Genomic DNA, 22,387 nt, shown 5'->3' on the forward strand with positions numbered 1-22,387 from the left:
ACTAAATAATGATTTCATCGGAAGGTTGCTCTGGGTCGTCCCCTTTTAATTTTTGAGCTCTCATCGTAACCATTGCATAGCCGATCGCCATAATTATGCCAAAAACATACCCACCAACTGTAAAGATAATTGTACGTGAGTAATATGCTTTTAATCCATAAGTATCAACCATCCACCATTGTGCAACAGCAAATACGATATCTTTAATAATCCATGCGACAAACAAGTACTGAAACACTTTAAATAGTGATGGATGTTTATATAATTTTTTACTTTCTTCACGATCTTGCCCCTGTATTGCAGCAATATCAATCATAAAATAATATGGTAATGGCTTTTTCAAAGCCATTAAAATTAAAAATACTACTACAACCCCAAAATGATAATACACATTGTACAAAATTAAGTTTTTCGCAGAACCTAATGCCATTAAATCAACGGCAGTACTAACAGTTAATGTTGAGATAATAAAAATACCAGTAACATTAAACTGTTTCGTATACCAAAAACGAAATAAGGTATATAAGATCCCTGGAACCGTCGGTAAGAGCATCGCCCAATAGTCACTAAAATAGTGTTGTAAAACTTTATATAAAACAAGCGGAAATACTAAATACAAAATTAGATCGTAAATAATTAAATTACTTTCTTTCTTCATTTATATAACCTCGTTTTTTTAGGCCATTTTCTTCATAATCTTTGCTATTTAATATTATTATTAATGTTACTAAAAAACAAATATCAATTAGAAAGAACCATATTTTATTTTAAATTACCACAATTTTCAAACTATCAAAATGACAAATTGTTAAACATGATTATAACAAAAAAATCTAAGAGCATAAACTCCTAGATTTAATGTGTGGACAAAAGTCGAAAAATAACTCTACTGGCTAAGTGATCTTTTTAATCCGTTTATTAATCCGGCATGAAGCCCTTCATGGAAAATGTTAAAGCTAATCATGTCTCGAATTGTCTTTATTTCAAAACTACCTAGTTTCATCTCTTTTGAAATGATTTCATCTAAACGACCTTCATATGTAGAAATTACTTGTTCAACTTGCTGTTCTAATAAAGTAACAATTTCCTCATATGATGGTGGCTCCGCTTGCCAGTCACCTGGTTTAGTCCCACCCTTGAAAAAATCAATGAATTCCTTTGAAAGTTTCCCAGCATCACCAGTGTTAGCATAAAGTAATTGCTCATATGCCCCTAGCACATGACCTGCATTCCAAAGAATATTATTATTGAATCCTGCCGGTATTACATCTACAGCTTCTTTTGAAACAGAACCAAGAACTTTCAATGTATAAACCCTTGTAAACCTAAGTTGTTCAAAAATAGCATCTGCCATCTTAATCCCTCCATATAATGTTATTACGAATATTATCGTATCACGAATGAAGGATATTTTTCTAAAAAAGATGTCATATCGTTAGACGTAGATAAACGTTTAAACGAAATTTCAGAAACAAAAAAGGAGCCTCAAACCATGAGCCTCCCTCCAACCTTAATCCTATCAATTCTTTAAAATAAAACCATCGATCCTGGACCAGTGAGCAATAATCCTACTGCAGCTGCAATAATTAATAGATTAAACTCAAATCCGTTCGAACTATTCCAGAATCCGTTCTTTATATGAACCTTTATTACTGCTACTGCCATCACTACTATTATCAACCATGCGCCTATTTCTGTATATACACCAGCCGCTACAAAGAATCCACCTACGATTTCTGCCGCTCCTGTTATAAAAGCAAAAAATGCACCAGGTTTGATTCCAATCGACTCTAACCATTGTCCAGTTCCCTTAATACCGTAACCACCAAACCAACCAAATACTTTCTGCACCCCATGACCTAATAAAATAATACCTAAAACAAGTCTAATGACTAATAGGCCTTCATCAAGCATATCTCCACCTCAATTCTCTTCAATTTGAGATATTTAGTGCATAATTATTTTTATTCATTTTTTGACATGTTTATGACCTTTATTATTAATTTTTAAAAATGAATCAGTTTTCTTGTATTTGAGGAATAGAATACTATAACAGAAGATTTTCTAACTTAAAGGAGAGCATAAATCATGAAAAAAGTCGTTCCACTAACCGTAATCGGCTTTTGGATTTTAATGCTACTACTCGCTATTCGATATCATTTATTTCATTTATCATTGCAAGATATAAAACATTTTATTGCTAATTCTTCCATCAATCCGATGCTATTATTTGTCGCTATTTTCTGTGCAAGAATCTTTCTATTCATTCCTAGCTCTGTATTAATTGTAGTAGGTAGCTTGTTTTTTCACCCGTTTGAAACCATTCTCTTATCATTAATCGGAATGGCTATCACAGAAACAATTATTTACTTATTAAGTAGAAGTATTTTAAGTGATTCGATTCAGCAATTCATGGAGAATAAATATCCCTCCCTATTTGAAGAGATTATTTCGAACCGAAAGAGATACTTATTCTTAACAGTTGCAACTCCACTAGCTCCAACAGATGGTGCATGCTTTATAGCTGCCTCCACCAATATGAAATACTTGTCCTATATCGCAATTGTGTTTGCTGGTAATATTCCGATTGCAGTTCTTTATACCTTATACGGAAACTTCTTGCTTGGCTCGCCATGGATTACAATCTGTATTACTGCTACAATCTTAGTCGGATTTTTCATTTACATTTCTTTAAAAAAGAGACAAAAAAAGGATACGCATTTCTCAGCCTAAACTTTTTTAAATTATGTATTTTAAAAAATTGTTAATAAATAAATCGGTTTTTATATATAAATTAAACTATACTAAGATTAATTAAAACTTTTTAAGAAACCGAGGTAAAAAGATGGAAACAAATAAGATTTTGTCCTCATTATGTTATTTTAGCGTATTCTTCGCACCTTTTTTATTCCCTATAATTGTTTATTTCGTAGCAAAGGATCAACAACTAAAATCGCATTCTAAACGAGCATTTTTTTCACATATACTCCCATTTCTAACAATTATTATTTTAGCGATTATTTCCCTTTTCACTTTTAATACTTTTGGTGACGGTGCAGGTTTTGCTCTTATAGGTGGATTTGTATTAGCATTCATTGTTAATTTAATTGTCTTTATATGGAATATTGTTCAAGGTATTAAAGTATTGATGTAAATTCGTCATTATTTCTCAGGAAATTTTCAATTTCGACAAACGAAAGTTTAAACTTTCTTAATAAGTAAAAAGGCAATGTAATGTTAAAGCATTACATTGCCTTTTTTTATTATTCACTTTGTGTTGCATAAGCTTCTTTTGAATTAGTTCGTTTAATTGATTTCTTAATCATAATTGATAAAGATAAGATGCAGGCAATTAAAATGGAGCTAGTTAAAGCTATTTGCGATGTTGTTAAAGAGAAAAATTTAGCCAAATAGACAGAGTATGATAGTAGAGATGATGTAATTAATTTTGAAATCGAAGCAATTAATAGAAACTTTTTGAAAGATACTTTACTAATTCCTGCCCCGACACAAATAATTTCATCTGGTAGAATCGGAATGATAAACATTAAAGTTAAAATAATTGTTTCATTTTTTTTGACATATTCCTGATATTTTTTTAACTGTCTTTCTTTAACAAACTTTGAAACTAATTTAAGTCCGCCTATTCTTGCTACAAAATACATTATGACAATACCTAAAGTTGAACCTAAAAATCCAATTAACGCTCCTGAAAACGATCCAATTACAGCACTACCCGCAGGTATAGTAAGTGCTTCTGGTAAAGGTAAAAAAATCGGTTGAAATAAACAGATTAAGAAAAATAATAATTTTGCAGTTGAAATATGATTGGTTAATATTCGCTCAACTCCGTACTTATCTACGAATACTAGAAATTGACTAGCATAAAATAGAATTCCAACTACTGATATACAAAGTAGTAAACTAATTAACGCTATTTTTGTAAACTTTAAAAACTTTTTATGATTCGATACAACTAGATAGAAATCTAGTAGCAGTATTCCCATGATTGCAAAAATAAATGATATTTTATAAATCGTTACGACAGTAGGTAAACTAGTGACTAATATTAAGATCGATATTGTAGCTAATACGATGTGTAACGTAAGTTCTTTCATCGTATTAAACTGTTTATTCTCTTTCTTCAAAGTAATCAACTCCTCTACTACAGCTTGACCGTTCTCCAATATTTATCGCTACTATGTTTATAGTAACGAAACGATCTATAATTTGAAACGAACTTAAGTATTAAACTTACTAAGTCTTAAGTCTTACGGTGAGGAAGTTTTGTAAATGAAATTGTTATATTCGAATATTCGACTTTTAATACAAAATGCCTCTATGATTTAGATCGAGTTTATTAATTTTTTTAAAAGATTTGATGGGCATAGGCTCCACATTCGATTAGAAATAAAAACGACTGTCAAAGATTTGACAGTCGTTTACTTTTATTTTTTAATTAAAAATCAAAATTGTCAGGGTCTGGACCTACGCGGTGGTTTTGGTTTAGAGAGTTGATTTGGTTCATATCTTCTTCTGTTAGTTCAAAATCAAAAATATTTGCGTTTTCTTGAATGCGGTGTTCTTTGATTGATTTTGGTATGATCACTACACCATTTTGTAAATGCCAACGTAAAACTACTTGAGCAATTGATTTATTATGTTTGTTTGCTATTTGTAATAATGTTTCATTTTCAAACAGCTGTCCTTGCATTAATGGTGCCCATGCTTCTACTTGAATTGAATTTTCTTTTAAAAATTCTCTTAGTTCAACTTGACTTAACATAGGGTGTAACTCAACTTGATTGATCATAGGCATTATTTCAGCATTTGCCATTACTTCTTTCAAGTGATGAATTTGGAAGTTACTCATTCCAATTGCTTTTACTTTACCAGTTTTGTATAGTGTTTCAAGTGCTTTCCATGATTCAACATATTTACCTTCTACTGGCCAGTGGATTAAGTATAGATCTAAATAATCCAGACCTAGTTTCTTCAAACTTAATTCGAAAGCATCGATAGTTGATTGGTAGCCTAAATCAGCATTCCATACCTTTGATGTAATAAATAAGTCTTCACGTTTAAGACCATTTTCTTCAAGAGCTTCTCTAATTCCTTGCCCTACACCTTCTTCGTTTTGATAAATCGCTGCAGTATCGATACTACGGTATCCATTTCGTATAGCAGCTTTTACAGAATCAATTACGACTTGTCCGTCTTCTACTTGGAAAACTCCTAACCCTATTACTGGCATTTCTAAACCATTATTTAATTTAACTAAATTATTCATTTTTTATTTCTCCTTTAATTTATATTATATTTTAAAATTTACTTTTTCTTTTCTAAAGAAGCACTCCAGATGCTCAACAGGACTGCTCCTAATACCATGATTCCACCAATCCACGGTGTATGGATTAAGCCGATTGTATCTACGACTAAACCGCCAATAAATGCTCCAATTGCAATGCCTACGTTAAAAGCTGCTATATTTAGCGCTGATGCAATATCTACAGCAGATGGAACATACTTCTCAGCTAATTTCACAACATAAATTTGTAGACCAGGTACATTCATAAAAGCAAGTAAGCCTAAGAAGAAAATTGTTACAATCCCTACTATTTTAAACGGTGCTGTAAAAGATAGAATGATGAGAACAATTGCTTGAACAGCAAACATCCACGTTAGTGCTTTTAAAGGATTTTTATTTGCCGCTTTTCCACCAATCGTATTACCAAGTGCTACTGCAATTCCATAGACAAGTAAGATAATACTTACAGAGTTTGGAGCAAAGCCGGTAATTTTTTCAAGGATTGCTGACAAGTATGTGAATGCTACAAACGTACCTCCATATCCTAATGCTGTAATAGCAAAAGCCAAAAGTAATGGTCCATTTTTTAAAACTTTCAGGTTATCACTTAATTTTGAAGCTGGCGGTTGTTTAATTGATTTCGGAACTAATATTGCAATTGCAATGATTGCAATAACACCTAATAATGCTACAGCTCCAAATGTTGATCTCCATCCAAAATGCTGGCCAATAAATGTGCCTAATGGAACACCTGTTACAGTCGCAACAGTCAAGCCTGTAAACATAAATGCAATCGCACTTGCACGTTTGTTTTCAGGAACTACATCCGCAGCAATTGTTGAACCGATTGAAAAGAACACCCCATGAGAAAATGAAGTAATAATTCGCGCAACTAACAATAGGCCAAAACTTGTCGAAAAGGCAGCAACACTATTACCTACTATAAAAATAATCATTAAAAACATTAATAACGATTTTCGACCAATCTTATTTGTTAATGCAGTTAAAATCGGTGCTCCAAAAGCAACACCCATCGCATATCCAGAAATTAATAATCCCGCTAATGTAATTGAAATTTTCAAATCACCAGCTAGAGTTGATAATAAACCAACGGGAACAAATTCGGTTGTTCCAATCCCAAATGCACTAATAGCAAGAGCCATTAACGCAGGAGTGCCACTTTTTTTCTCTTGTATTTTAATCGAAGCAGCTGTCGAACTCATATAACTCCTCCTTGTGTTATAGTTATTTTTATTATTAGTTTGAATACAAAGAGACATGGCGCCTGAATAAAGTCTCTTCGTCATTCAAAACATAAATGAAATGAAATAGTAAAAGATTAACGTCCTCATCTATACACTTACATTTAATAAATCTTTGCTAATCAATTAACTATTGTCATTATGCGCGATAGGATTGATTAAAAGAAGTATGTACTTTGAAGTGATATAGTTACTTTTTAGTAACATTTAAGCGAATAAAGGTTTAAAACAGAGAAAAATTTACAAAAAAGTTTTTACCGAACTAGAAACTACACAGTTTGCGAAGAGAATGTTATGATATTTGAATCATTAAAAATATGTTTCGTAGGTTTTGATAAAAATGAATGAGGGAGAGGAGAAAATGAAAAAATACAATATTCCAGTTGAAGCTTCATTAGATGTAATCGGTGGTAAATGGAAGGTTGTGATTCTTTGTCATTTGACAAAAGGCACAAAAAGAACTTCTCAATTAAAAAAATTAATGCCAAACATTACTCAAAAAATGTTAACTCAGCAGCTAAAGGAATTGCAGGAAGACAATATCGTTCACCGAAAAGTATTTAATCAAGTTCCGCCAAAAGTGGAATATTCCTTAACGGCTTACGGATGGTCATTAAAAGAAGTATTAGACTTACTATGTTCTTGGGGAGAAAATCATATAGAAACAATGTATCCTGATAAAAATGACGTACTTCTTCCACCAGTTGAGGATGAAGTAACTCTATAAATAAAAAAACTCCTTTCTCAGAAAGGAGTTTTTTCAGAGTATTGAAATACAGAGCGGTCTATAGGGAAAACAAAATTTAGTTGTAATATTATTGATGTTAAATTTCATTTTTTTATAATTATTAAAATGTTATAGTGTTTTAACATTTTTAGTTTACCAACAAACTATACTAACTGTTTTTTCGGAAATATAAAATATTTAGTGCAAATTTTAGATATATAGTTTTAAATGATTAGTTTATAAGTTGATATTCAATCTCAATTGACTTACAAACTGATTAATATTCTGTTAAATTACAATAAGTAAAGGATATTAAATTAAGTTTTTATCGTAAATTTTTTTTGATGAATTAGTTGATTGGAATGGAGGGATGTTCGACTCCTATGGGANNCCATGGAAAGCGAGCATCCTGTAATGGAAATCAACATCACTCTACTCCTTTTACGAAAATTTGATAATTAATTGAGAAGATTGTTTTTAAGCAATCTATTTTAAATCTACTTTTATTTTTTGTGCTTTCGCAATTACTTTATGTTGATCATCTAATACATCACTTGTTGTTAGCTCGATCCATTTCAAGCTAGGAACAGTATGTTCGACTATAAATCCCATTGCGCCTTGTTTTGAACTATTAGGATTCATTTCCCCACCTAAATATTCAATATAGAAGTCATCTTTAAATTCCTTTACTTCATTATTACTTGTCATCAAATGGGCAACTGGACCAAAGTGTAATTGTTTATTCGAGTGATTAATGATTTCTACCTCAACCTTAACGAATCGAAAGCTTTCATAGCTTTCTGTATAATAATGAAAATAATCCATTAAAGAGTAGGTCGGTAAGTTATTGATCAGTTTAATCTGTTTAATTTTCATTTCGATCGGCCCAATTGAGTAAGTCTTATTTAATGTAGCTATGTCCTCTAAAGTAACTTCACCTTTCTCATCTTTCAGTGTTTGACCTTTAAGAAGTAAACTCGTATCATCTGCAACCTGTGGATTTGTCACATAGACATCGCCTAAAGACTTAGCCCTGCTTTTAGAGATTGTAGAGACATTTTTTATATTCTCTGCTGAAGCAGTTGTTTTCTCCTTCTGAACTAAGCTACATCCTGAAAGCATTAAAGAAAGTAAAATAAATGGAATCAATTTTTTCATATAAATCCCCTTTCATCCTTAAATCCCGTTAAATAAGGTCATTTAACGGGATCTTTTTTTTACTTATTTACCATTCTTTAAAATTCTAAAGATGTTTTTTGCTTGGTCAGTATTATCAATTTTCCCTGAAAATAATTGGCTGCCAGGGCCATACGCATAAACATTTACGTCTTCACCTGTGTGACCACCAGTAGTCCAACCAGTTACTGAACGGTTATCAAAAATTGCTTCGATTGCATTATCAATCTCTAACATATTTTTTGACTCCGCTGCTTTTTTAACAGATTGAAGTTCTTCAGGCTTCAATTCTAAGTTAATATTCGATTTTAATGTTTTTTCTACATCTGCGCCTTTACTAATTTGTTCAGCCATGAAATCAGGAGTACGTTTAGCTGCAGCAATCGGTGCGCCGTACCAATTGTAATCACCTTTTGCCCCAATAGAATAGCCACCTGTTGAGTGGTCTGCTGTTGCAACAACTAATGTATGCTTGTCCTTTTTAGCAAATGCAATTGCAGCTTTAAACGCTTTTTCAAAATCATCCATTTCACTCATTGCTGCAACGATATCGTTATCATGTCCGGCCCAATCAATTTGACTACCTTCTACCATTAAAAAGAAACCATCTTTATCTCTACTTAATTTATCAATAGCTGTATTTGTCATATCGCTTAATGATGGCATTGAATCATCACGATCGATCATCTTTGGCATTCCACCAGGAACAAATAAACCTAATACTTTATTGTTTTTATCATTTAACATTTGATTTTTATTCGTTACATAAGAGTATCCATCTTTTTTAAATTGCTTTGTTAAATCACGATCTTCTCGTACAAAATTACTTAATCCGCCACCAAGCATGACATCTATTTTATGTCCACCTTTAATTAGTTCATCATAATAATCATCGGCAATTGCATTCATATTTTTACGACTTACATCATGAGCTCCATAAGACGCTGGTGTAGCATGTGTAATTTCTGAAGTAGCTACAAGCCCTGTTGCTTTTCCTTTTTCCTTAGCTGCCTCTAGTACTGTTTTTACTCTTGACCCATCATTATCTACACCAATTGCTGCATTATAAGTTTTAACCCCCGCTGACATAGCTGTTGCCGCTGCAGCAGAGTCAGTAATATTTTGCATTGGATCCTCAGGATATGTCATTTGTTGACCTACTAAGTAATGATCAAATTCTGTTTGTTCTACTACATTTGTTTTTGGATTATCTTTTAAATAACGATAGGCAGTCGTGTATGATACACCCATTCCATCTCCAATTAAAAAGATTACATTTCTGATTTCATTCTTGTTTGTTTCCTTAGCTTGTACGGTTTGATTAGCAAAAGAGCCAATAAACGAACCAAATGCCATTGTTGAAAGCACTGCCACTGGAATTAACTTTTTCTTAAGTTTGTTTCTGAACATAAAAAAAACCCCCTAAAAAATTAAAATTTCATTATATTTCACCTCTTAATTTTAATGAAATTTTATTAATTTACTTTGGAGGTTCTGTAAATAGAGTATTAAGAATTGTTTTTAATATATTAATTTTCTTAAATTAAAACCAAACACTACTTTTCTTAAGATTAAAAATATAAACTGACTAGTTACATCTTCTTCACAAATACATCACATTTTTGAACTAAAATGTCTAATTGAATAGAGTGGTTAATTTAAATAAAATAATAATATTTCATAATTACAAGTTTTTACATTATATTAAATTAAGCACAAATTTTTACATAAGAAGGAGATTTATATGAAAAAAGGTTTATCAATCATTATTTTACTGTTATTTTTATTCCCAACTATGGCGAGTGCGCATACAAAGCTGGTTTCTTCTAATCCATCATATGGGCAAATCATCACTGAACCAATGAAACAAATTACGCTTGAATTTGAAGAGGCCCTTGAGCAATTAGGTACGATCAAATTATATAAAGCTGGGACTGCTACAGCTGTTACAAATGTGCAAGTTAAAGGTAATAAATTAATTGCTGATCTACCGAATGGTTTAGAAAATGGTGATTATAAGATTGAGTGGAAAGTAGTAAGTGAAGATGGTCATCCAGTAACAGGTCAAATTCCTTTCAAAGTACAAATAAAGCAAGCTGAAACTAAAACGACAACTGAAAATAAAACAAATGACAAAGCAGTTAAGGATCAAACGCCAACTAAAGAAAAACAAAAAGAGGCTACTCCTAAAAAAGAAAGATCTAAATATCTTATTCCATTAATTGCAATAGGGCTATTTGGAATCGCGTTAATGGTTGGTGGAGTTGTTCTTTGGAATAGAAAATGAGTTATATCGTTCCAACCACGGAGTTCATAACATATATTCTTTATTCGATATTAGCAGGAAAGTTTTTATTAGATTTTGTACCGTCAGATAAAAAACCAACAATGAGCATTTCGAAAGGTACTGTTTATTTGGTTATTGTCGGCATTTTATTCTTTTCACTATTTCCTGCTCTACGAATTATTACTTTTTTCCTAGATGATGTACATCTTAAAACAGCCATTTATTCGGTTTTCATAAAAACAGCTGTAGGTAATGCATGGATTTACTCGAGTATGTTTGCCATTATGCTTGTCATTAATATTTATAGCGATGGTAAAAAATTTTTTAATTTCTTTTGGTTATTCATGATGATTTTAAGTATCGGTTATGCTGGTCATATAACCTCTATGAACTTTTGGACGGGTTTTATCTTTCAAAGTAGTCATTTCCTAATGGTTTCTATTTGGAGTGGAATTCTATTTAATGTCACTTGGCTAGCTAAGGACATTGAAAACTATGGTAAATTCTTGAAATGGTTTACACCTTTAGCCATCATATGTGTTTTTATTATTTTTATTAGTGGTGTAGTCTTGATGCTAGAAGTCGTTAAACTAAAAGACTATACGAATGCTTGGTTACTACCTTATGGACAGATGTTAGTCTTGAAGCACATTAGCATCATTCCAGTATTGTTTTTTGCTTTTTTCAATAGTGTACTAATGAGAAAAGCCGCTGAAGGCCCTTCGAGTACTATTCGTAGTTGGTTAAAAGCAGAGTATATTACCATCATAATCGTGTTCTTTTTTACAGCTATAATGGGTACTAAATCTCCTCCGCATAATATTAATTTAACTTTGCAAAATGAGGATCCGTCTAAATGGATTGAATGGATTATGGGGATTGATATTACCTTGCCTATTAGAATAGCTTTTACTTTTACGGTAGAAGGTACGATGTTAATGAGTATGTCGATCATCTTCCTAGTATTATTAGTCATCAGCTTTATGAAAAAAACAAAAATAATACTACCAATTGCATTTAGTCTTTGCTTTGTCATTACGATGTATCTTGGTCTTATGTATAACGTATCAGTTCACTAAAAAAGATTGTACTATGTACAATCTTTTTTTGTCTCATATTCTTAACGTCCATGTCTCCATTTAGTTGGCTTTCCTGATGAAGGGCAATTAGGGAACTTTTGTCCTGCTTGTAATTCAATATGCTCCCCGTCTTTATCAGTATAATAACCTGAAATCTTTACTGTTTCACCTGTATCATGTGTATGTCCAATTCCTTGATTATCCATCGTAAACCTCCTTTTCACCTGAACTAGCATTACTATTTCCTTCAACCAAGTTAATTATTCGATTCCTTTATCTTTTTTTGATTTTTGCTTTATCTTTCTCGAATTTGTTTATCATGTACGATGTTTCTCCACTTTAAGTCCCCTCGCTCTAGACCATGAATTAAAATTTCTGCTGTACCCATGTTCGTTGCTAAAGGAATTGAGTAAACATCACATAAACGAATTAAAGCCAAAATATCTGGTTCATGCGGTTGTGCTGTAAGTGGATCGCGAAAGAAGATAACAATATCCATCAAATTCTTAGCTATTAAGGCACCGATTTCCTGGTCTCCCCCAAGCGGTCCAGAATTAAATCGATGTATTTTTAAATTTGTATTTTCCATTATTTTTGTTCCAGTTGTTCCTGTTGAATATAATTCATGTTTAGATAAAATAGATTCATATGCCATCGCAAAATTTACTAATTCTTTTTTCTTTTGATCGTGTGCAATGAAAGCAATTTTCAACGTCAACAATCCTCTCTTTTAGGAAAAATGGATTTCCAATTTCAGCAATTGTTCGTAAAAACAATAGGAAACGACTCCATTCAAATTTAACCTTTTATATTTTTTACTTCTTTGTATCAGTTATTCTACTCTTTGTGCATATGCCTTTTTACTATTCATATTAGAAGTTGGAATCCGAATAGTAAACGTACTTCCTTTTCCAACTTCACTATTTACTTGAATAGTTCCATTATGAATTTCCACGATCCATTTTGCAATCGCCAAGCCTAAACCATGGCTTCCAATTTGTCTAGATCTTGATTTATCAGATCGGTAAAAACGGTCAAATATTCGGGCATGGTCTTCCGGTTTAATGCCAATACCAGTATCTGTTACTTGGATACTTAGTTCATTTTCTTTATCCGAAAGCACTAACTGAACCTCTCCTCCAACAGGTGTATACTTAATTCCATTATCTATTAATATATATAAGAGCTGTGATAACTTTTCAGGGTCCCCTAGGGCGGTTACATTCTCTGGAGCAGTTAGGTTTAAATTGATTTGTTTTGATGCTGCTAACGGTTGTAGTGATAAAATCGCCTTTTCTGCAATGGAGCGAAATTCAAACTTCTCTAATTTAATTTCAACTTGATCCGAGTCTGAACGAGCTAAAGTTAATAATCCGCTGACTAAATTTGTCATCCTTTTTACTTCGTCTTTCATATTAAATAAAAGCTTTCGAGAAAAACCATCTTTCTCTGTATCGATCGTCATTTCCATTGCATCAATCGATGATAACAAAACGCTTAATGGTGTTCTTAATTCATGAGAAGCATCTGCAACAAATTCGCGCTGTCGGTTAAATGATTTAAAGATAGGGATCATCGCTTTTTTTGACATAAAAAAACTGATATATAGTGCAACTCCAGAAAATACAATTGTTAAGCCAACCAATATGATGACAACAAATTTAAATAAATGGTAAACATCCGAAATATCTTTTCCAACATAGATTGTACCGATGAAATTTCCTTTATAAAAAAGTGGTTTACCTGATACCATCAAACTAATCTCATTACGATTTGAAGGAACGTGTATTTCATGATCATGGAATTTTCTCATGTCCTTTTCAAACTCTTCATGTTCTATTTTAATTTTTACCTTACGGGTTTCATTTTCTTTAGGCATCCAACCTTTTATTTGCCCAAATAGCCTTGACCTTATTTGTGGGATATCCTCCTGTCCCATTATTAATTCGCCATTTGGATTAACTACATAATAAAAAAATTGATCGACACCTGCTAAAACTACTTCTTGGTTATCGTCCTGGAGGTTTCCTTGTTGATTTTGAATCATATAGTTTTCCATAATCTTTGCTTCTTGACTTGCCAATGATTCCACTGTACGTCTTTGATCATTCATTATGACTACATATAACACTGCAAAGACTATGATGATGAATATAATTAGAAAAAGCATAACAAGCCCGCTATATAATACTGTTAGGCGATTTTGCGTTCGCTTAAAAACATCTCTTCCTCCACGATTTCGAAAATCACGTAGAGAAGAAATAAGATTAGTTATCAAATTTATATCCTACCCCTCTAATGCTTTGTAGCAAATCTTGTTTACCAAGCAAATCTAGTTTCTTTCGAAGAAGTTTAACAGTGGCATCAATCGTTTTCATTGCAACATCTGAATCAAAACCCCATACCCGCTCCAAAATAATTTCACGAGGTAATACTTGCCCTTTATTTTGTATTAAAAAATCAACTAATTGAAATTCGCGAGGGCTTAATTGTATTTCAGTGTCTCCACCTCTAATTGATTGGCTTGTACAATTTAGAATCATATCACTAATAAGAATTTCTTCCTCTAATATAGGTGCATAATTGCGTCTAGAAAGTGCTCTTAATCGAGCTAGTAGCTCATCAATTTCAAAAGGTTTAACTAAATAATCATCAGCTCCTGAGTCCAGTCCTACAATGCGGTCCTCTAGGGCGTCTTTAGCTGTAAGGATTAGAATCGCTCCTGAATATCCTTCTTTGCGTAACCTACGACACACTTCTATTCCTGTTCCACCTGGCATCATCCAATCTAATATTATTACATCATAATGGGTGTTAGTAGCGTAATAGTAAGCTTCTTCTCCCTCTGTAACCCATTCCACTTTATAACCTGCTTTTTTCTTTAACATATAACTGATTAGCTCACCAAGTTTCAAATCATCTTCAGCTATTAGTATATTCATCATTAAAAATACTCCCTCGTTCTATATAAGTATCTCTATATTTTTCGGTTGTCTTCTTCATCTTTTCCATTTTCAATTCAATTATAAAATAAAAGGAAGCACCCGTTAATTAATACGGTGCTCCCCGATATTTCTTTTAGATCATGTCCTTACGCAGTTTCCACAGCATGCTGTTTTAGCTTTTGTAGCTCTTCTTCTATTTCTTCACTCATTACGTTATCTTTATATCCATTAGATAGGTTATTATGATATGCAAATTTATTCTGAGCTTCTACTTCTGCCTCCATCATAAGTATTCGATCTTCTGCACGCGAAATTCCATTTGCGATTGTTTCTGAATTAAATGAAACAGATGTTTGTTGAATTTGTTTAATTGATTTTGCAATATTTGCTCTAGAAACTAGTAACAGTCTCTTATGCAGATATTCATCATATTTACCTTTCAGTTCATCTAATTTTTCATAAAGTGACTGAGTTTGATTTTGAATTGTATTTAGCTGCTCTGTATATAGGCTTAGCTGTTTTTCATGAACAAGTTTTTCCTGTATTGCCAGTTTTGCAATGGCATCTTCTCCATTTTCAACTGCGAGCTTAGCTTGTCCGCTTCTTTTGTTTACCAGCCCTTCTGTCTCCAAAATCAATGCTTTTTGCTTATTCTCTAGATAGATTTGACGAGAGAGTGCTTCCTGACCTTTCAAAAGATCTTCTTCCATTTCTCTTATATATTGATTCAACATTGAGATTGGATCTTCTAAACCATCCAATGCCCCATTCACTTTAGCCAATGATATTGATTTCATTCTTTTAAAAATGCCCATTTTATTTATTCTCCTTTTTTGATAAGATATTTTTTTCCCATTTATCCAATAAATCTGCGTTTGTTCTGTTTATAGGTGTGCTAAAACTAGTTGTATTTAATGAAATTTGATTAACTTGGCTAGCTTGTCCTTTTTTAACTAACTTTTTAAAGATGAAAGTCACAACCGCAAATACGATTAAAAGGAATAATACTAAACCAATCCAAGAAAAATCATGAAAATGGTGTGGACCATGCATCATCTGATGTGATCTAAATTCGTTTCGACCGCCTCTATCCATGAACATTGAATGTTGATCAGCAAAACGTCTTTCATGAAAACCACCTAGTAATCTAAGAAAAAAATGTACCCCTAAAACAAAAACTGCTGTTATAGAGACCCATGTAAATATTCTCCTTACTCTTTTATTCATGTTATTTCCCTCCTCTCATTTCTTAATAAATTGAATTCTAATAGAGTATAGTGAAATTATGGTGAAAACGAAAAATTAGTTTTGTTCATAAAAAAAGGTAGGTAACAGATTTCCATCAGATTACCTATCTCTTTTTCTTTTTTCTTTTTTCGTAAATCTTATAAAAGGCTTCAATTAACTAATCCGGTCCCTTTAATTTTCACTTCAGACTTAATTTTAAAGGCTAGGTTAGTGTACTTTTTGTTCCATAATGATAAATTTCTATTTTCGCTATTCCTAGATAAGTATCTTAAACCAAAACCGATTGGATCAATGTCTTTTTCTTTTATTTTACTAAGTAAAGCTTTAGTCTCTGCATTAATTTTATCTTCCAATTGCTTATTTAGTTCTGATATGTCACTTTCTTTGATAGGATCCAAGCCATCAATCTTTTCTTCTATAACCGCTCTCACCTTAATCGTATAATTGGCGACTATATTTTTATTTTGATGTTTTAATTTGTAATTTGCCTTACCTTTTTCTAAATTCATTACATACATAACTTTCTTGTTTTTGACCTTTAAGCTTTCATCGTAGATTCCAGTCGTTATAAGTCGATAGGTTTCTGATTCACTTGGACTGAGCTCCATAATCATTTTACTCTTATCAAATAATGCTATCCGATCTACTAATAAATCTTTTTTATTTGATTCAATTATAGGCATGACAATATCTATACCGTCTTCTGTTTCTCTCCTATATGCGTCGAAAAGACAAACTTGATCTATGTACGGCGATTCAGTTCTACTAAAATCAAAATATGATTTTAAAACACCGCCTGAAACTTGTTCTTGTATCGGTTTAAAATTAAGCACTTCATATGCATTCGGTTTACCAACACTTAAATAAGACGTCATTTGAATATCTGGTCTTCTTACAAAAAACTCTAATAACGGCTGTATATTACTTTTGGCTAATTTTTCTCCAATCACAATTGTACTACTATGTCCATAAACCAATTCTTTATCAATCTGTGACTTCATTAAGTTAAGACCTTCTGAAATCGAGTCAGTATTTGCTGTGAGAATAAGAAACTCTGATTTCGGTCTTTTCGGGTCTCCATTAGGAATTGCTACTTTAATCATTACTTTATATTTTTTTCCAGGATTCTCAGATTGATCAATCCCAATAGATGTTACGAATGCTCTCTTATCAATATCTTTAAAAGTGCATCCAGATAATAGGAGAGTTGCACCAATCATAAAAAAACTAAGACTTAAGTAACGTGCCTTTTTTTTATTGACGCATACAATAACGAAATGATTAATAAGAAGTTTGAGATAGCATTTAAATTGAAAAACATAGTAAAATATTTTACTAAGTCTGTTTCTCTTATAAGAAGTTGAATAACTGTAGTTAAACAGATAAAGAAGGAAATTAATATCCATTTATAAGATCCTCCATAGCTTAAATTGAGTGTTTTAAAAAGCTCTAATGAGGTATGCCAGCTAAGTATAATATATATTAATGAAATAACGATTTGGCCAAACAGTAGAATGTAAATAACTCTCTCTACAATCAAATAGTCGAAATGCATACTATCAACCGTCGTTAACCAAACAAACACTTCTTTTCTAACACCCTTTAAACCTAAGTATCCAATTGGTATTAAATAATTACTGAAGATTATAAACATCCCAGATAGAAAGATCCAGAGAAGAAATCTTTTGGTTATAAAATTTAAATTTATTTTTTCATTAAAAATAATTAAATTAGAGAAGCCCGTAAAGACAAATAGGGCAGCAGTGAACGCACTGATTTTTGGTAGATGTTTAAAATAGTTAACGGATTGGTAAAGGGAATCGACTACAACAAAACGATCGGTCAAAAATCTTATTAGTACAAATAGAACAATTGGAATGTGAAGTATTACGAGTATTTCTGTAACGTATAATAATGATTCAGTTTTTAGTAAAATCGCAAAGATTATTACTAAGAGAAACACAATATAAGTTATTAAGATTGGGGTATTTGGATTGATAAAAATATTTACAACGTGAATTAACGCAATAATAAATAAAGCACCCGTCAAGTACCAAAAAATTAAGTAATAAATTATGTAGCATTTTCGACACCAGTCAGGAACTACATTCTTTATGATTTGATTAATATTTTGTTCAGGAAATTTACTAAATAACTTTTGTAAAATATAAATAAAAAAGCCACCTACTATAATGGCCAAACCAATACTTGTAATACTTCCGTCTAAACTATTCCTATACAATATTTGTGGCCCAAATGCAGTTATGCTAATAACCGTATTTAAATAAAATAGGTATGTAATATATCTTTTCCCTAGCAAAAAATACACCCCATTATTTAATTTTTATTAAAAAGTGTTAAATAAGGTTTTCCTAAGCTTCTTAAATTACATAAATGACAAAGAATAGCTAGTGTACCTACTATAACTCCGATCATCCCAAACAATGAGGCAAATAGTATAATCGGATATCGAACAATTCTAATTGCTTGATGCATCGCATTAATTGGAATACTAAATAAAGAGATGGCAACTAATGAGACAACGATAATCATGATGTCTGCTACTAGACCTGCCTGTGATGCAGTTTGCCCTAAAATTAATCCCCCTACAGTAGTAGCTGTAGAACTAATTGATTTAGGTAGTCTCAAACTTGCTTCTATTAAAAATTCTGCCATTAACATGAGAAAAAGAATTTCAATATAAGAAGGAAACGGAACTGACATTCTACTTCCAGCAACGAGTAAGGCAAATTGGACTTGTAAAACTTCTGGAGAATAGGAAATAACTGCGACATAAATAGCCGGTAAAAACACAGTAATCATTAAAGCTATATAACGGATTGAAATAAAAAACTTCGATACTACCGTTAGTTCCACTGTATCATCCATCGATTTAAAGAAGTCCGAGAAAGTCGCAGGTCCAATTAGCGCCCATGGCGTTCCCTCAACAAGTAAAATTATTTTACCAGTCGATAGATTAAATACGACTCGATCTGGCCGCTCTGTAGTTAGAAAAAGGGGAAATAAACTCCACTTATTATTCATTAATAATTTTTGAAGTTGACCACAGGATTGCAATACATCAATATTTATCCCTTTAACTTTTTCTATGAGATGTTTGTATACACTACTATCTATTAAGTTCTCATCATATAACACAAGCACTTTTGTTTTTGATAGATTTCCTACAATGTAGTTTTCAACCTTTAAAGTACTCTTTCTATATCGATTACGAATTAAGTTTAAAGATACAACAATTTTTTCATTTAATCCGTCCTTTGGTCCTTGTAACACATTTTCTTCGGTCGACACTCCGACAGAACTTGCACTAAATTCGCTAAGCGTAATTGAATAGTTTATTTCATCTAAATTTATAATAATATTTCCGTTTAGAATCTTTTCAACCATGACTGATTCTTCTGAAACAATCTCCCAATCATCTAATGTTTTAAGGTAGTTTTTATATATAACAAATGATTCATATTCATAAAAAGGTGTAATAAGTAGTTCAGTAATTTTATTCCCATCACATACTGAATTTAAATAGAAAAGAGTGATCGTTTTATTATATTTTTTTAGGCTACGTTTTTGAAAATCAATATTATTTTGAATTGATTTAAACTTCATATACATCACCTCTTTACTAATTTGTACGAATATCATGTGGATATTCGTAAATATTGGTAATAAGTAAAACTATGTATGGAAATTAAATTAATAATTATCATCACTAGGTCCGATAATGGAATTATGATTTTCATCTAAAAGTTAGGTTTTAGCTGAGAGATGGTGCGATTTCGGAAGCAACAAAAAAGAGGCTGCTGAAAATTTAGATTTCAACTTAGCCTCTCTTTTATTAAAGTTCAACCTGATTTGGTTTCCTTATTACAACACGCTCATCAACTTCACTAACATGAAAGTCATCTTTTGTTGGAATGAAGTTTTCATCGTAAATTTTATCAACATTTTTCACTCCTGCTAGTATTAAATTCGAATTATCCCATATTCTTAAGATGGATTGATTGATCTAAGTTTATTCTTAGTTTTGTTAAATTTTTGCTTTTATAAAACTTCAGAAGTTTAGCTTATATGTGTTATCATGTTCAAAATAAAAAAAGGACTAATGGTCATAACCACTAGTCCCCTGTATTTTAAATTTAAAGTTATTTAATTGGTTTTCTTATTACAACACGCTCATCAACTTCACTAACGTGAAAATCGTCTTTTGTAGGGATGATATTTTCATCGTTAAATTTGGTCATCATTTTACACTCCCTGCTCAGTTTTTATTTTCAAATCTGTTTTTTAATAAACTTTAAGATTACTAATTTGATTATTCAACAGTAACTGATTTTGCAAGATTACGTGGTTTATCAACATCACAACCACGATGTAAAGCAGCATAGTAAGAAATTAATTGTAATGGTACAACTGAAAGGATTGGAGATAATTCTTCTTGTACTTTTGGTAAAATGAAGCGATCGCCTTCCATATTTAATCCTTCCATAGAAATGATACAAGGGTTAGCACCACGAGCAACAACCTCTTTTACATTTCCACGAATGTTTAAGTTTACTGATTCTTGTGTTGCTAATGCGAAGATTGGAGTCCCTTCTTCGATTAAAGCAATTGTACCGTGTTTTAACTCTCCACCAGCAAATCCTTCTGCTTGGATGTAAGAAATTTCTTTTAGTTTTAATGCGCCTTCTAAGCAAACGAAGTAATCTACGTTACGACCGATGAAGAATGCATTACGAGTTGTAGCTAAATATTCTGTAGCAATTTTTTCAAACTCTTCTTTTTGGTTTGTAATTGATTCCATTGCATTTGCTACAATTCCAAGTTCTTTAACTAGGTTAAAGTTAACTGTTTTTCCTTTTTCTTTTGCAAGAGCATTTGCAACAATTGCAAGTACTGCTAATTGTGCAGTGTAAGCTTTCGTTGATGCAACAGCGATTTCAGGACCTGCATGTAAAGGAAGAGTAAAATCAGCCTCACGTGATAATGTTGATCCTGGAACGTTTGTAAGTGTAATTGCTTTATGACCTAATTTATTTGTTTGTACTAGACATGCTCTGCTATCAGCAGTTTCACCGCTTTGTGAAATATAAATGAATAATGGTTTTTCTGAAAGCAGTGGCATATTGTAAGAGAATTCACTTGCAACATGTACTTCTACAGGTACTCCCGCCATTTTTTCAATAAATTGTTTTCCAACAAGACCAGCATGATAACTAGTTCCACAAGCAACAATATATAATCTGTCAGCTTCTGCTAAAGCCGCTTTAATTTCTGAGTCGATTACAAGCTCGCCATTTTTATCTTGGTACTTTTGGATAATATTACGGATTACTAAAGGTTGCTCATCTGTTTCTTTTAACATGAAATGAGGATAAGTTCCTTTTTCGATATCGCTAGCATCAATTTCTGCAGTATATGGAGAACGTTCTTTAACATTTCCGTTAAGATCCATTAATTGAACACGATCTTTAGTAACTAAAATAACCTCTTTATCCATTAATTCAATAAATTGATCAGTAATTTGTAGCATTGCCATCGCATCAGATGCAATAACATTAAACTCTTCACCAACACCAACTAGTAATGGGCTTTTGTTTTTTGCTACATAAATTACATCATCGTTTTGTTTATCTAATAATGCAATTGCATATGAACCTTTAAGAAGCTTAAGTGTTTCTCTAAAAGCATCAAGCACAGATAAACCTTTTTTAATATGCAGTTCAACTAACTGAACAATTACTTCAGTATCTGTATCACTTGTAAATTCAATATCATTTAAATAATCGTTTTTTAATTGTACATCGTTCTCGATAACGCCATTATGAACAAGTGTAAAACGTTCAGTAGAGCTTTGGTGAGGATGCGCATTACGTTTACTTGGAGCACCATGTGTTGCCCATCTTGTATGACCAATTCCAACGCTTCCGTCTGTCTTTGTAGGGATTGATTTACGTAATACTGCAATTCTACCTTTTTCTTTATAAACTTCTACACCATTGTCAGTTAAAAGAGAAATCCCAGCAGAATCGTAACCACGATACTCTAATTTCTCTAAACCTTTTAATAAAATTTCTTTCGCATTATCATTTCCAATATATCCAACGATTCCACACATAGTTACTATTGCTTAGTAAGTCCTAAAACAAGACATACAAAATGTATAGGAATGGAACGCTGTTTTCCTAACCGTTTAACTATTTAATTTTCTATTCCCTCGTCATGTTTAATAATGGTAGAGGACTTACAAGCAATATCCACCTACCTTTCATATTCCGCTCATTAGCGAGTTCATTTTTTTGTTTTAAACGGTGTATCAGATTATTTACGTTTGTGC

The 22,387-nt window shown here is 32.0% G+C and carries 23 protein-coding genes; 5 read left to right on the forward strand and 18 right to left on the reverse strand.

Annotated features, from left to right (window positions below):
- Position 1: 1 nt before the first annotated feature.
- The 3 genes from CN946_RS21575 to CN946_RS21585 all read right to left on the reverse strand — a co-directional run bounded on the left by CN946_RS21575 (position 2) and on the right by CN946_RS21585 (position 1,914).
- Positions 2 to 658, reverse strand: coding sequence for a VC0807 family protein (locus CN946_RS21575; protein WP_098429674.1), 657 nt, complete (start codon positions 656 to 658; stop codon positions 2 to 4).
- Positions 659 to 886: 228 nt separating this feature from the next.
- Complete coding sequence (locus CN946_RS21580; protein ID WP_098862934.1) at positions 887 to 1,354, reverse strand: DinB family protein; 468 nt, start codon at positions 1,352 to 1,354, stop codon at positions 887 to 889.
- A gap of 173 nt (positions 1,355 to 1,527) precedes the next feature.
- Positions 1,528 to 1,914, reverse strand: coding sequence for a DoxX family protein (locus CN946_RS21585; RefSeq protein WP_098429672.1), 387 nt, complete (start codon positions 1,912 to 1,914; stop codon positions 1,528 to 1,530).
- A 174-nt stretch (positions 1,915 to 2,088) separates the two neighbouring features.
- Between CN946_RS21585 and CN946_RS21590 the strand changes: the two genes are divergently transcribed.
- Both CN946_RS21590 and CN946_RS21595 read left to right on the forward strand, forming a co-directional pair.
- Positions 2,089 to 2,733 (forward strand): TVP38/TMEM64 family protein, encoded by a 645-nt coding sequence (locus CN946_RS21590; RefSeq protein ID WP_098862935.1) that lies wholly within the window; start codon positions 2,089 to 2,091, stop codon positions 2,731 to 2,733.
- 112 nt (positions 2,734 to 2,845) lie between these two features.
- Entirely contained in the window at positions 2,846 to 3,154 is a 309-nt protein-coding gene (locus tag CN946_RS21595; RefSeq protein ID WP_098862936.1) for a magnetosome magnetite crystal formation protein family, read from the forward strand.
- Positions 3,155 to 3,263: 109 nt separating this feature from the next.
- Here CN946_RS21595 and CN946_RS21600 read toward each other — a convergent pair whose 3' ends face one another.
- The 3 genes from CN946_RS21600 to CN946_RS21610 form a co-directional block, all read right to left on the reverse strand.
- Entirely contained in the window at positions 3,264 to 4,148 is an 885-nt protein-coding gene (locus CN946_RS21600; RefSeq protein ID WP_286134020.1) for a TVP38/TMEM64 family protein, read from the reverse strand.
- A 311-nt stretch (positions 4,149 to 4,459) separates the two neighbouring features.
- Complete coding sequence (locus CN946_RS21605) at positions 4,460 to 5,290, reverse strand: aldo/keto reductase (protein WP_098862937.1); 831 nt, start codon at positions 5,288 to 5,290, stop codon at positions 4,460 to 4,462.
- Between the two features lie 38 nt (positions 5,291 to 5,328).
- Positions 5,329 to 6,531 carry an MFS transporter gene (locus tag CN946_RS21610; RefSeq protein WP_098862938.1) on the reverse strand — a complete coding sequence of 401 codons (1,203 nt, stop codon included), beginning with the start codon at positions 6,529 to 6,531 and terminating at the stop codon, positions 5,329 to 5,331.
- A gap of 400 nt (positions 6,532 to 6,931) precedes the next feature.
- On the opposite strand from CN946_RS21610, the gene CN946_RS21615 reads away from it, so the two are divergent.
- On the forward strand, positions 6,932 to 7,297 hold the full coding sequence (locus tag CN946_RS21615; RefSeq protein ID WP_098862939.1) for a winged helix-turn-helix transcriptional regulator: 366 nt from the start codon (positions 6,932 to 6,934) through the stop codon (positions 7,295 to 7,297).
- A 486-nt stretch (positions 7,298 to 7,783) separates the two neighbouring features.
- On the opposite strand, the gene CN946_RS21620 is transcribed toward CN946_RS21615, so the two are convergent.
- Positions 7,784 to 8,455, reverse strand: a complete 672-nt coding sequence (locus CN946_RS21620; protein WP_098862940.1) for a DUF4352 domain-containing protein — start codon at positions 8,453 to 8,455, stop codon at positions 7,784 to 7,786.
- 63 nt (positions 8,456 to 8,518) lie between these two features.
- A complete protein-coding gene (locus CN946_RS21625; RefSeq protein ID WP_098862941.1) occupies positions 8,519 to 9,883 on the reverse strand; it encodes an alkaline phosphatase in 1,365 nt (454 codons plus the stop codon).
- Positions 9,884 to 10,217: 334 nt separating this feature from the next.
- On the opposite strand from CN946_RS21625, the gene CN946_RS21630 reads away from it, so the two are divergent.
- Entirely contained in the window at positions 10,218 to 10,760 is a 543-nt protein-coding gene (locus CN946_RS21630) for a copper resistance CopC family protein (RefSeq protein ID WP_098862942.1), read from the forward strand.
- The gene (locus CN946_RS21635) at positions 10,757 to 11,839 is read left to right on the forward strand and encodes a copper resistance D family protein (protein ID WP_098862943.1); all 1,083 of its coding nucleotides are present in this window, start codon (positions 10,757 to 10,759) and stop codon (positions 11,837 to 11,839) included. The genes CN946_RS21630 and CN946_RS21635 overlap by 4 nt, the downstream gene beginning before the upstream one ends.
- A 41-nt stretch (positions 11,840 to 11,880) precedes the next feature.
- On the opposite strand, the gene CN946_RS23625 is transcribed toward CN946_RS21635, so the two are convergent.
- The 10 genes from CN946_RS23625 to glmS form a co-directional block, all read right to left on the reverse strand.
- Positions 11,881 to 12,045: a hypothetical protein gene (locus CN946_RS23625; protein ID WP_176547407.1), complete on the reverse strand. Its 165-nt coding sequence runs from the start codon at positions 12,043 to 12,045 to the stop codon at positions 11,881 to 11,883.
- 89 nt (positions 12,046 to 12,134) lie between these two features.
- Positions 12,135 to 12,551, reverse strand: a complete 417-nt coding sequence (gene mgsA, locus CN946_RS21640) for a methylglyoxal synthase (protein ID WP_097978524.1) — start codon at positions 12,549 to 12,551, stop codon at positions 12,135 to 12,137.
- 120 nt (positions 12,552 to 12,671) lie between these two features.
- Positions 12,672 to 14,117, reverse strand: a complete 1,446-nt coding sequence (locus CN946_RS21645; RefSeq protein WP_286134021.1) for a sensor histidine kinase — start codon at positions 14,115 to 14,117, stop codon at positions 12,672 to 12,674.
- Positions 14,107 to 14,781 (reverse strand): response regulator transcription factor, encoded by a 675-nt coding sequence (locus tag CN946_RS21650; RefSeq protein ID WP_098862955.1) that lies wholly within the window; start codon positions 14,779 to 14,781, stop codon positions 14,107 to 14,109. The genes CN946_RS21645 and CN946_RS21650 overlap by 11 nt, the downstream gene beginning before the upstream one ends.
- Before the next feature lie 149 nt (positions 14,782 to 14,930).
- Positions 14,931 to 15,599: a PspA/IM30 family protein gene (locus CN946_RS21655; RefSeq protein ID WP_098862944.1), complete on the reverse strand. Its 669-nt coding sequence runs from the start codon at positions 15,597 to 15,599 to the stop codon at positions 14,931 to 14,933.
- A gap of 1 nt (position 15,600) precedes the next feature.
- Entirely contained in the window at positions 15,601 to 16,011 is a 411-nt protein-coding gene (locus CN946_RS21660) for a hypothetical protein (RefSeq protein WP_098862945.1), read from the reverse strand.
- Between the two features lie 170 nt (positions 16,012 to 16,181).
- Entirely contained in the window at positions 16,182 to 17,252 is a 1,071-nt protein-coding gene (locus CN946_RS21665; RefSeq protein ID WP_176547408.1) for a Ger(x)C family spore germination protein, read from the reverse strand.
- 14 nt (positions 17,253 to 17,266) lie between these two features.
- Positions 17,267 to 18,352 carry a GerAB/ArcD/ProY family transporter gene (locus CN946_RS21670; RefSeq protein ID WP_176547409.1) on the reverse strand — a complete coding sequence of 362 codons (1,086 nt, stop codon included), beginning with the start codon at positions 18,350 to 18,352 and terminating at the stop codon, positions 17,267 to 17,269.
- 17 nt (positions 18,353 to 18,369) lie between these two features.
- On the reverse strand, positions 18,370 to 19,659 hold the full coding sequence (locus CN946_RS21675; RefSeq protein ID WP_176547410.1) for a spore germination protein: 1,290 nt from the start codon (positions 19,657 to 19,659) through the stop codon (positions 18,370 to 18,372).
- Positions 19,660 to 20,365: 706 nt separating this feature from the next.
- Positions 20,366 to 22,168 (reverse strand): glutamine--fructose-6-phosphate transaminase (isomerizing), encoded by a 1,803-nt coding sequence (glmS, locus tag CN946_RS21680; protein ID WP_098862949.1) that lies wholly within the window; start codon positions 22,166 to 22,168, stop codon positions 20,366 to 20,368.
- Positions 22,169 to 22,387 lie beyond the last annotated feature (219 nt).

The sequence above is a fragment of the Bacillus sp. AFS053548 genome (assembly GCF_002575105.1).
In the GTDB taxonomy this organism is placed as follows: domain Bacteria; phylum Bacillota; class Bacilli; order Bacillales; family Bacillaceae_G; genus Gottfriedia.

What these genes read in the sequence shown, in the direction of transcription:
- CN946_RS21575 (WP_098429674.1), bottom strand. Translation starts at nt 658, where the DNA reads ATGAAGAAAGAAAGTAATTTAATTATTTACGATCTAATTTTGTATTTA.
- CN946_RS21580 (WP_098862934.1), bottom strand. Translation starts at nt 1,354, where the DNA reads ATGGCAGATGCTATTTTTGAACAACTTAGGTTTACAAGGGTTTATACA.
- CN946_RS21585 (WP_098429672.1), bottom strand. Translation starts at nt 1,914, where the DNA reads ATGCTTGATGAAGGCCTATTAGTCATTAGACTTGTTTTAGGTATTATT.
- CN946_RS21590 (WP_098862935.1), top strand. Translation starts at nt 2,089, where the DNA reads ATGAAAAAAGTCGTTCCACTAACCGTAATCGGCTTTTGGATTTTAATG.
- CN946_RS21595 (WP_098862936.1), top strand. Translation starts at nt 2,846, where the DNA reads ATGGAAACAAATAAGATTTTGTCCTCATTATGTTATTTTAGCGTATTC.
- CN946_RS21605 (WP_098862937.1), bottom strand. Translation starts at nt 5,290, where the DNA reads ATGAATAATTTAGTTAAATTAAATAATGGTTTAGAAATGCCAGTAATA.
- CN946_RS21610 (WP_098862938.1), bottom strand. Translation starts at nt 6,531, where the DNA reads ATGAGTTCGACAGCTGCTTCGATTAAAATACAAGAGAAAAAAAGTGGC.
- CN946_RS21615 (WP_098862939.1), top strand. Translation starts at nt 6,932, where the DNA reads ATGAAAAAATACAATATTCCAGTTGAAGCTTCATTAGATGTAATCGGT.
- CN946_RS21620 (WP_098862940.1), bottom strand. Translation starts at nt 8,455, where the DNA reads ATGAAAAAATTGATTCCATTTATTTTACTTTCTTTAATGCTTTCAGGA.
- CN946_RS21625 (WP_098862941.1), bottom strand. Translation starts at nt 9,883, where the DNA reads ATGTTCAGAAACAAACTTAAGAAAAAGTTAATTCCAGTGGCAGTGCTT.
- CN946_RS21630 (WP_098862942.1), top strand. Translation starts at nt 10,218, where the DNA reads ATGAAAAAAGGTTTATCAATCATTATTTTACTGTTATTTTTATTCCCA.
- CN946_RS21635 (WP_098862943.1), top strand. Translation starts at nt 10,757, where the DNA reads ATGAGTTATATCGTTCCAACCACGGAGTTCATAACATATATTCTTTAT.
- CN946_RS23625 (WP_176547407.1), bottom strand. Translation starts at nt 12,045, where the DNA reads ATGGATAATCAAGGAATTGGACATACACATGATACAGGTGAAACAGTA.
- CN946_RS21650 (WP_098862955.1), bottom strand. Translation starts at nt 14,781, where the DNA reads ATGAATATACTAATAGCTGAAGATGATTTGAAACTTGGTGAGCTAATC.
- CN946_RS21655 (WP_098862944.1), bottom strand. Translation starts at nt 15,599, where the DNA reads ATGGGCATTTTTAAAAGAATGAAATCAATATCATTGGCTAAAGTGAAT.
- CN946_RS21660 (WP_098862945.1), bottom strand. Translation starts at nt 16,011, where the DNA reads ATGAATAAAAGAGTAAGGAGAATATTTACATGGGTCTCTATAACAGCA.
- CN946_RS21665 (WP_176547408.1), bottom strand. Translation starts at nt 17,252, where the DNA reads ATGATTGGTGCAACTCTCCTATTATCTGGATGCACTTTTAAAGATATT.
- CN946_RS21675 (WP_176547410.1), bottom strand. Translation starts at nt 19,659, where the DNA reads ATGAAGTTTAAATCAATTCAAAATAATATTGATTTTCAAAAACGTAGC.
- glmS (WP_098862949.1), bottom strand. Translation starts at nt 22,168, where the DNA reads ATGTGTGGAATCGTTGGATATATTGGAAATGATAATGCGAAAGAAATT.